We start from the raw sequence: 9,480 nt of genomic DNA, 5'->3' as shown, positions 1-9,480 counted from the left end.
AGCTGAGCACCAGCGCTGCAGAAACAGCACGCCCAAGGATACCGAGGTCCCCTTGCCACCTGCGCCTCTACAGCTGACCACCACCAAGCTGTGTTGTTGGTGCCAGTCCAACTGCGATCCCTGAGCTGAGGACTCCCCTCTCCGCCATGGCTTCCTCGGCGAACCTGGCCGGCGCGTCCAGAGGGATGCTCCTCCGCAAGGGCTACCCCTGGAAGGCGTTGCGCGAGCAGCCATTGAAATCGAGCAGCTGATGACTCCATCTTCTCTGCGCGGAGGGCGATACACGGTTCTCGGCGTGCTCGGACACGGCGGCATGGGCACGGTGCTGCACTGCCACGACGAGCGCAATGACATTCGCGTGGCTGTGAAGGAGCTCATCCCTCCCAGTGGACGAGCCCGCACCGAGCGCATCGGCCAGTTCCGCGAGGAAGCGGCGCTGCTGTCAACCCTCAGCCACCCCGCAATCCCCCGCGCCCATGGCGTGTTCGAAGACGGGGGCAGGCACTACCTGGTGATGGAACGCATCCCAGGCAAGACCCTGCGCAGCTGGGTCGAGCAGAACGGCCGCCCCGCCACCCGCCAGTCGGTGCAGTGGCTCGAGCGGTTGCTCGACGTGCTCGGCTTCCTGCATGGCCAGAAGCCTCCTGTGGTGTTCCGCGACCTCACGCCGGACAACGTGATGGTGTCAGACGACTCGCTCAAGCTGGTCGACTTCGGACTGGCGAGACGGCTCACCCCCGACGCACCTTCGAGACCATCACTCGACGGCTGGGGGTCGCCGGGGTTCGCCGCGCCAGAGCACTATGCCGGCCAGGGTGCGGGAGCCGCGGCCGATCTGTACGGCGTGGCCGCCCTCGCACACTGGCTGCTGTGCGGAGAGCCTCCTCTCGACGCCACCCGACGCCTCGTCGAAGGCGATGACGGTCACGCGGCCCTCGACGGCCACGCCCGACCCGCGCTGTCTGCGTGGGTGCGTCGAGGACTTGCACTCGACCCCGCGGACCGCCACGCGTCGGCGGAAGCCATGCGCAACGTGCTGCTCGAAGCCGCCCGCGACAATGCGCCCCGACCCACGCCCGTCGACCATCCAGCGCGGTTCCTCGACGCCCTGCAAGGTCGCCTCAGCGATCACGAGTGGCACTTCGAGCGACGCGAGATCAAGCCGTTCGCCCTGTTCACGTTGCGCCGCTTCGACCTGCGGGTGTTCCACGGGCTCTGCTGGATCTGTGACGTGGTTGACGACGTAGCCGTGAGCGCCGCGGCGGAGGCTGCCCGCGCCCTCGTCACCGCTCGCGCCGGATTGCTCGCGTCGGTCTCGTTCTGCATCGTGGCGGGAGACCGGGTCGTCAGCCCGGAGGCGGTTCAGGCCGCGGCTCACGCCGCCAGTGACGAGGGCCTTCGCGCACTGATGATGCTGCCCGTCGATCTCCAGGCGGGCAAAGCGCTCGACCGCCACGTTCCCGCGACCTTCCGCTCAGACGGCGATCCGGCAGATCTGCTGCGCAACATACGCCTGGCAATCTCCTCCGCCGTGGGACCCCGGCGCGACAGTGCCGCCTCGTCCGCGCCCGATCCGGCGTGAGCGCACGCTTCCGGAGCAGCGGGAGCCACCGCTTCAGCACCGCCATCGGCGAGTGCGCCATCTGCTGGTCGCCTCGTGGAATCTCCGCCCTTCACCTGCCAGACGGCATCCCCGACCTCGGGTCTTCCGCAGGGCTCGAGACAAAGGCCCCCGCGCAGGTTGCGCGCGCCGTCGAGCAGGTGCGCCGCCACCTCGAAGGCCACGCGCAGCAGTTCGACGACCTCACGCTCGACCTCGACCACCTGCCGCCGTTCACCCGAGCGGTCTGCCTCGAGGCGCGGCACATCCGCAGCGGCGAGATCGTGACCTATGGAGAGCTGGCAGCACGTGTCGGTCGGCCGGGGAGCGCTCGGGCCGTGGGGCAGGCGTTGGGTCGCAACCCCATTCCCGTGATCGTCCCGTGTCACCGAATCGTGGCCGCACACGGACGCCCAGGTGGGTTCTCCGCCCCCGGCGGCCTCGAGACGAAACGACGGCTGCTTGCACTCGAAGGGGTCACCCTCGAGATGGTCACGCTCTGGGATCGGGGCGCCATCGATGAAGCCGTGCGGCATCTGCGCGAGGTCGACGACGACCTCCGTCGCATCATCGACGCTGTGGGCCCCTGCCGTCTGGAGCGCCAGTGGCACGACGTGTTCGAGGCACTGTGCGTGTCCATCATCCATCAGCAGCTGGCCGGCAGCGCGGCCGCGGCCATCACCCGTCGGTTCATGGCGCTCCTGGCGCCCCATCCGCGGCCGCGCAGCGTGCTCGAAGCCCGCGAGGCCGATCTGAGGGCCGTGGGGCTCTCCAGCGGAAAGATCGGCGGGCTGCGCGCCCTGGCTGAAGCCGCCGAGCGCGGAGAGGTCGCCCTTCACCGCGTCAGGCATCTCCCCGACGACGAGATCACCGCGCACCTCACGCGAGTGCGAGGCATCGGGCCGTGGACCGTTCAGATGCTGCTCATCTTCCATCTCGGCCGCACCGACGTGCTGCCCCCGGGAGACCTGGGAATCCGCAAAGCCGTGCAACGGCTGACCGGAGACGACGCGCTCCCTTCACCCGCACGCATGGCGGCGGTGGCGCAACGGTGGCGACCCTGGCGAACCGTGGCCATGTGGTACCTGTGGCGCTCCCTGGAGCTGACAGCGCAGATTCGCTGACAGCCTCACCAGGCCCTCAGTGCCCGAAGATGCGCATGAGCCGGCTCCAGCCGCGAGCCACCAGCTCTCCGAGCCCACGTCTTCGTGGGGGCGCGATCCCCGATACAGGCGTCGAGACGATGGGACGCAGGCGCTGCTCGCTGCCCGAAGCCATGACGGTGCGCGAGAGCGCCATCAGAACGTTCGGCGGAAGCGACCCCATGAGGGTGTAGCGGCGCTTGCGATCCTGCCAGTGCACGAGGTTTGCCTCGGCAGACGTGAACAGCTGCGCGTCGGTATCGAGAATGCTCACATCGCGCGCGTTCTCTCCCTTGAGCTTCTCCGTGGCGCTGGAGAGGCGCGGCGTCTCGAGCAGGGAGAACGAGTCGAGCCCGTCAGAGTACACGAACCGAACCGCTTTGCGCGGCGCCTTGCCCGCGGTCTGCTCAATGGCGATGTTCACGAGGCGGTAGCCTTCGGGAAGCTTCTCATCTGGCAGTCGAACGGGCTCGAAGCCTACCTTCGACTGAACCTCTTCGAGGTGCACGATCTCGGGAAGCGACGCTTCGCGCACCTCGAGATCAGGCCCATGAGGCGCCGTGAAGAGCTTGTCGGGGAGATCGGCGACGGTGTGGAGGGTGTCGAGCGACCAGGATGCCCGCAGCTCCCCCTTCGGACCGTATCGCTCAGAGCGCACGATGATCATGGCGTCGCTCTGTATCCAGAATCGCTGCGACGCGTGCGCGGCCCCTGACCGCCAGGCTGAGATGATGCGGCGACGGGGATTGGGCGATGGCTCGAACCGCCACTGATAGTTTGACAGAGCCAGCTTCACGCGCGCCGCGTCGAGCTCGTTGTCGTTCTGGCGATGCGCGGTGGTGACGCGCGTCCGCCCTCCATCGGATACGACGAAGCACACGGCCTCCGGAGTCTCGATGACCACAGTGGCAGGGCGGTTGCCGCGCGCGGGGTACTCGTATCGCGTGCGACCACCGTCTTTCGAGACATAGGCCACGAGGGCTCGGGTCTGGCCGTTGTCAGACCAGAAGAGCGACGTGCGTGTCGCTGTGTACGACACATCGTCGTTGCCCAGGGCGCGAGCGAAGAGCTCTCCCGCCAACGGCGAGCCCTCTCCCGCGCAGACCTGGCCTGGAAACGCGAGCGCAGCCGCGAGCAGTCCCGCGATGAGAACGACGATTCCCGCGCGGCGCCTCACGCGAGCGAGCCGGCGGGAATCCACGGCCTACATGCCTCGAATGGAGTCGAACGGGCTGGCGCCGTCCTCCTCTTCGTCAGCCACCGGCGAGAGCCCCTCGTCTTCGAGGGCCAGATAGCGCCACGCGGCACGGTCAGCCATGGGGTTCACCGCCTGCAGATGGGCGTGCCCGCGCATGAGCGTGCGAGGCTGCACAGAGACCTGACGAGGAACCTGGACCGGGGCGGGCACATCCGGGTCGGTCGCACCGAGCCACGCCAGCGCCCCCACGCACACGACGGCCAACGAGGCCGCAAGACGAAGCGTTCGTACCGCCGCTGCGCGACCCCACGTGGTTCGAGACGACCCCTGCCGCACCGGTGCCGGGGTCGACGCGACCCGGGCCGGACCTGTCGCAAGACGTGCCTGGATTCGCGCGAATGCGTCTGCGGGTGCCTTCTTGGGCTCCACCGTGCGCATCAGCAGACGATTCACCTGATAGTCTTCCCGCACCTGACGGCACGATGCGCATGCCTCCAGATGCTCGGCCAGCAACAGGCCGTCACGGGGGCCCAGCTCGCCGTCCATATCAATCGACAGCCACTGCCTGTAATCTGCACAGGTCATGTTCGTAGACTTCCTTTCCATCGACCCGCGATGGATCTCATGTGCATTCTCCCAGCTGCTCGCGCAGCGCGGCACGCGCTCGCGCGATTCGCGAGCGCACCGTTCCGATGGGAACCCCGAGCATGGCCGCAATCTCGTCGTAGCGGAGATCTTCAAGCTCCCGCAGGACGAGCGCCGCCCGATACTCTCCCGGCAGCGCGTCGAGAGAGGCCTGCACACGATCATCGAGCGAGACCTGCTCCACGCGCCAGCCCGGGTCGCCGCTGTGATCGAGCAGCGCCTCATCGACGCGGCGCATGCGCCCTTCGTCTTCGGTCTGATCGAGAGACACGTGCAGCTGACGGCTGCGGATCTTGCAGTTCGTGAGAAAGAGGTTCACCACGATACGGCGCAGCCAGCCCCGCACCGACCCTCCCGCATACCCGGTCAGGTAGCGATAAACGCGGATGAAGGTCTCCTGCAGAAGGTCATCGGCATCGCCAGGCGCGCCACTCAGCCGAAACGCAAGGTTGTACACGTAATCGGCATGGTCGCGGTAGACGGTCTCGAATTCGAGACCGGACTCTACCTCGCCCTCAGCAAAGGCCGTCATGGGGGGCTTTCGCTCCATCAGCCTGGACACGACTGCAATCGTACTGCCTCAGCTCCTTCGGGGTATGCTCGACACGGCGCCGCTGACCACCCGACAAGGCGGAGAGCCGCTCGAACCCATATGACCGGCGGACGCATCGGAGAGGTGCCTTCCGGTATCTCTGCACGGGCGCACGGGGGACGGGCTTTGCAACGCGCAGGCGTGACAAAGACCTTATGCCCGTACGACGGTTCCACAAGCATGACACTCGAAAGCCTTCGAGAAGTTCCCGGCACGCATCCTTTTTTCCGGAAATCAGGGCGAGATGCGCTGTCGCAGCCGCAGACCCTGCTGTCAAGCGAGAAAGAGGAATTGCCCTGGCAGACGGGAAGAGCAACCCACGCGCGCCCTTATCGGAAAGGGCTTTCGAACGAAAGAGAACGGCCAATCATGATCGTCGAAGCGAAGGGAGACGTCATCTCCCTGTCCGGCTCGCTGATGCAGAACCACTGGCTCACCATCAAGGCCGCAAGCAACCTGCTGCTGAAAGAGCACCCCGAGGGCATCATCATCGACTGCAGCGGCATCACCCAGTGCACGCTCGAAGGGGTGAAGACCTTCAAGGTGGCCGTCGATGACATCGAGCGGGTGAAAGCACGCATCATCCTGGTCCACATCCCCCCCAACGTCTGGGAGATGGTGCGTCAAGCCCCAGGGGTTCGCTCGTCGCTTGCCGTGGCCAAGTCCATGGACGAGGCGCGCGCCTCGCTCAAGCTGGGGTTGCTCTCGAAAGGTCCCGACGACAAGCAGGCCCCCGTGGTCATGGTACCGCTGCTGGAGGGGCAGGACTGCGTGTCGTGCATCCATCAGGCGTGCGTCGTCGCACGTGAGAGGCAGGCCGTCATCTACCTGGTGTGCGTCCTCGAGGTTCCCCGCAGCCTGGCGCTGAACGCCCCCCAGGGCGATCGCGAGCTGCAGGCCCAGACACTCATCGACCGAGCCGAGGAGCTCGTGCGCAAGGAAGGGCTCACGGCCAAGCCCTACATCCAACGAGGCCGTGAGTACTCCCAGACGCTCCTCGACGCGGCCTCGAGCCTGAAAGCCGACATCATTGTGCTGGGACTGCCAGGAGGCGAGGGGAGCGGCGCGCCCATAGACGTGGCAGATACCCTTCTGCGACGGGCAACCTGCGAAGTCATGGTGTCACGAACCACCGGCGCTCCACCGCCGTCGATGCATGCGGCGCGTGAGACACAGCGCCTGCCCGACTGAGCGGCGCGTTCCGAGGAGGGTTCCGGTTGAGCAGCCTGGTTGACAAGTTCGGTCGCGTGATCCGCGATCTGCGCATCTCCATCACCGACCGATGCAACTTCCGTTGCACCTACTGTCTCCCCGAAGGCGTCACCCCTCGCCCCCACGACGAGATCCTCTCCTTTGAGGAGATCACGCGCCTGGTGACGGTGCTGACCTCGCTGGGGGTCGAGAAGGTACGTGTGACCGGCGGGGAACCGCTGCTGCGGCGTGACGCGCCCCAGCTGCTGGGCATGATCTCCGCGGTGCCCGGTGTGCGCGACCTCGCCCTCACGACCAACGGCTGGTTCCTCGCCCGTCACATCGACGCGCTCAAGGCCGCGGGCATCCACCGCCTGAACATCTCCCTCGATTCGCTTCGCCCCGACCGCTTCCGCCGCATGACCGGGGTCGACGCGCTGAGCCGCGTTCTCGAATCCCTCGAAGTCGCCGTGCGTGCCGGCTTTGCACCGCTGAAGATCAACAGCGTGGTCATCCGCGGAGAGAACGACGATGAGGTGACTGACTTCGCCGACTTCGCCCTGACCACGGGGCACACCATGCGCTTCATCGAGTTCATGCCCCTCGACAGCGGGCGCGCCTGGGACCGCTCGAAGATGGTGAGCGGGCGCGAGATCGTGGAACGCATCTCAGCGCGCCACCGACTTGTTCCCGTCGAACGCCGCACCCCGTCTGAGACCGCGTTGCGCTACCGCTTCGCCGAGCGACCCGAGGTTGAGATCGGCGTCATCGCCCCTGTCACTCAAGCCTTCTGCGGTCGCTGCAACCGCATTCGCATCACCGCCGACGGTCAGGTGCGCACGTGCCTCTTCTCCACGGCCGAGCACGACCTCAAGGCCTTCATGCGCGGCGGCGCATCCGACGACGCACTGCGCCAGCGCCTGCTCTCCATCGTGCTCCGCAAGGAGGCCGGCCACCGGATCAACGAGAGCGATTTCGAGCAGCCAGAGCGCACCATGTCGTGCATCGGAGGATGAGCACACGCTCATGAACGAGCTGAATCGGCTCTGGCCCGAGCAGTGCGCGGCGGCCCGAACCATCGAGCGCAACTTCGGTCAGCGCCAGGCCCTCGACTACCTGGTGGGCGAGAAGCTTCTCCAGTTCATTCGAGAAGCGCGACGTCACGCCGAGTTCGCTGATGAGCTCCCGGCATTCGCTGCGGCGGTGCGAGGCATGTTCACCAGAGAAGCCCTCACCGCGTTCATCGAAGAGATCGAGCGGCGCCCCGCGAGACGCATCGACGACGACCCTGTCTGGGCAGCAGAAGAGGTTCTGGCAGTCGAGCGGGCGCGCGCCATTCTGCTCGACTGAGCGCCCCTCTGTTCGCCGTGGGGCAGATCAGATGCTGCCCTGGGCCTTGAGGAACTGCAGCCGCAGAATGCCGAGTCCGCCGAAGAAGATGCGCTTCAGCTCGGCCATCGACTGGATGTCGAGCAGCGTCTTCAAGATCTTGCTGGGATTGAAGTAGAACTCGCGGTTGAGATCCTTGAAGACGTCGAAGAGCTGCTCCTTGGTGAAGTGCTCGGTCCAGACGGTGGGAAGGTCCCGACCCTCCGCCGTGGGGTTGATCATGAAACGGTCCCAGGCATCTGCCTGCCACAGCCCGAGCTCCGAACCCTTCTTCCACAGCGGCGTGCCGGGGTAGGGGCTCATGAGCGCGTACACCACGAACGTGGGGTCGATCTCGTGGATGAAGTCGACAGTGCGCTGAATGTCGTCGCGGGTCTTCTCCCACGGGATGCCGATCATGATGTAGGCGCACGACTTGAGGCCGAGCTCCTTGCACCACTTGAAGACCTTGCGGCTGTCCTCGAGCTTGATGAAGGTCTTGCCCAGGCTTGCCAGCCCCTCTTCCGTGCCGGTCTCAACGCCGAAGTGAGCCTTGACGCACCCTGCTTCCTTCGCCTTCTCGAGCATCTCGCGGGTGGTGGCATTCACGATGGCCTTGAAGCCCCATGCCATCTTCACCTTGCGGCGGATGATCTCTTCGGCAATGGCAATGACCCGCTTGGCTGGGGCGTTGAAGATGTCGTCGATGTAGTGGATCTCGGAGATGCCAAGACGCTTGCACTCCTCCATCTCGTCGACGATGTTCGCTGGCGAGCGCAGGCGGAACGAGCGACTGGCCATGCAGAAGTGGCAGGGCTGCGGGCATCCACGACTGGTGACGGCCGTGGTGGCGAGACCTGCGGACATTCCGGGGGTGTAGAACTTCGAGAGGTCAAGCGCCTGACGGTCGGGGAAGGGGAGCTCGTCGATGTTCTTGTTGAAGCCGCCTTTGGCGGTGTCTCGAACGAAACCGTCACGATCCTTGTACTTCAGTCCCGGCACCGTCTCGAGGGACTTGCCCGCTTGGAGGGCGTCGAGCATGGCGTGGAGCGTGGGCTCGGGATCCATGGCGGTCACCACGCTCTCGACGTGGCTCATCTGGATGGCCTGATCCGGGAACTCGACGATGTGGGGACCGCCGAGGGTGACGTGCACGTCCGGATTCACGGAGTGGGCCAGCTTCGCCATGCGATGCACGTCGACGATGTTGTGGGTCAGCGTGGTGATGCCCACCACGTCTGGGCCGAAGTCACGCACCTCACGCTCGATGGCGGCGTCGGACACATCGAACGCGTTCGGATCCATGAGCTTGACCTCATGATCGGTCTTCGCCTTCAGGTACGACGAGAGATACATGGCCCCCAGAGGGGGGAACAGATGCTGGTCGGGTCCGTTGAAGATGTCGGGCACGCCGCACCACACCGCATTCACGCGCGGCGGATTCATGAGCAGGATCTTCATCCCGGGCCTCCGGAGGGCTGATGATTGCTACGTTATAGCAGATTTTTCGCTCGCCGTCAGCGTGGGAGGTCATTGACGGGTGCAGACGACACTCGTTGGCTCAGGCTCGAGGTCACTGCAGGGTAGGCGCCACGGGCGGCAAGAGCCTGCGAGTCTCGTGGCACACCCGACACGCAGGTGGGGGACACGCCCAGGTCCACCACGAGGCCGTGGGGGACAGTGACGCGAAGCTGCACGAACGGGGGCGCGCGATGCGTGTCCACCACGACACCGTGGGGGACAG

Annotated in this window: 9 protein-coding genes; 5 read left to right on the top strand and 4 right to left on the bottom strand. The window is 66.0% G+C overall.

Translation table 11 applies throughout. The annotated features are described in order from the left end of the window. The first annotated feature begins 250 nt into the window (after window positions 1-250). The gene (locus tag EB084_12910; protein ID NDD29158.1) at window positions 251-1,582 is read left to right on the top strand and encodes a serine/threonine protein kinase; all 1,332 of its coding nucleotides are present in this window, start codon (window positions 251-253) and stop codon (window positions 1,580-1,582) included. Further along, the gene (locus tag EB084_12905) at window positions 1,579-2,724 is read left to right on the top strand and encodes a methylated-DNA--[protein]-cysteine S-methyltransferase (protein NDD29157.1); all 1,146 of its coding nucleotides are present in this window, start codon (window positions 1,579-1,581) and stop codon (window positions 2,722-2,724) included. Before EB084_12910 ends, EB084_12905 begins: the two co-directional genes overlap by 4 nt. Window positions 2,725-2,740: 16 nt before the next feature. Here the strand turns inward: EB084_12905 and EB084_12900 are convergent, their stop codons facing one another. Both EB084_12900 and EB084_12895 read right to left on the bottom strand, forming a co-directional pair. Continuing rightward, complete coding sequence (locus EB084_12900) at window positions 2,741-3,943, bottom strand: hypothetical protein (GenBank protein ID NDD29156.1); 1,203 nt, start codon at window positions 3,941-3,943, stop codon at window positions 2,741-2,743. A gap of 3 nt (window positions 3,944-3,946) precedes the next feature. Then, on the bottom strand, window positions 3,947-4,546 hold the full coding sequence (locus EB084_12895) for a hypothetical protein (protein ID NDD29155.1): 600 nt from the start codon (window positions 4,544-4,546) through the stop codon (window positions 3,947-3,949). Between EB084_12895 and EB084_12890 the strand changes: the two genes are divergently transcribed. Genes EB084_12890 through EB084_12880 form a run of 3 tightly spaced genes read left to right on the top strand, consistent with a single transcriptional unit; the run spans window position 4,524 to window position 7,718 of the window. Beyond that, window positions 4,524-6,368: a universal stress protein gene (locus EB084_12890; GenBank protein NDD29154.1), complete on the top strand. Its 1,845-nt coding sequence runs from the start codon at window positions 4,524-4,526 to the stop codon at window positions 6,366-6,368. The genes EB084_12895 and EB084_12890 overlap by 23 nt on opposite strands. 35 nt (window positions 6,369-6,403) lie before the next feature. After that, complete coding sequence (moaA, locus tag EB084_12885; protein NDD29153.1) at window positions 6,404-7,384, top strand: GTP 3',8-cyclase MoaA; 981 nt, start codon at window positions 6,404-6,406, stop codon at window positions 7,382-7,384. Window positions 7,385-7,394: 10 nt separating this feature from the next. Continuing rightward, entirely contained in the window at window positions 7,395-7,718 is a 324-nt protein-coding gene (locus EB084_12880) for a hypothetical protein (protein NDD29152.1), read from the top strand. A 27-nt stretch (window positions 7,719-7,745) separates the two neighbouring features. Here the strand turns inward: EB084_12880 and EB084_12875 are convergent, their stop codons facing one another. Continuing rightward, window positions 7,746-9,197, bottom strand: a complete 1,452-nt coding sequence (locus EB084_12875; GenBank protein NDD29151.1) for a radical SAM protein — start codon at window positions 9,195-9,197, stop codon at window positions 7,746-7,748. A gap of 56 nt (window positions 9,198-9,253) precedes the next feature. Continuing rightward, window positions 9,254-9,480: hypothetical protein (locus EB084_12870; GenBank protein ID NDD29150.1), on the bottom strand; the 227-nt coding region annotated here is incomplete at its 5' end.

Source organism: Pseudomonadota bacterium (genome assembly GCA_010028905.1).
Taxonomy (GTDB): domain Bacteria; phylum Vulcanimicrobiota; class Xenobia; order RGZZ01; family RGZZ01; genus RGZZ01.
Note: the sequence above shows the minus strand (reverse complement) of the source record. Positions and strands in the feature narration are given on the sequence as shown.

Coding starts and splice junctions, on each gene's coding strand:
- EB084_12895 (NDD29155.1), bottom strand. CDS start 4,546: ATGGAAAGGAAGTCTACGAACATGACCTGTGCAGATTACAGGCAGTGG.
- EB084_12890 (NDD29154.1), top strand. CDS start 4,524: ATGTTCGTAGACTTCCTTTCCATCGACCCGCGATGGATCTCATGTGCA.
- EB084_12910 (NDD29158.1), top strand. CDS start 251: ATGACTCCATCTTCTCTGCGCGGAGGGCGATACACGGTTCTCGGCGTG.
- EB084_12875 (NDD29151.1), bottom strand. CDS start 9,197: ATGAAGATCCTGCTCATGAATCCGCCGCGCGTGAATGCGGTGTGGTGC.
- EB084_12880 (NDD29152.1), top strand. CDS start 7,395: ATGAACGAGCTGAATCGGCTCTGGCCCGAGCAGTGCGCGGCGGCCCGA.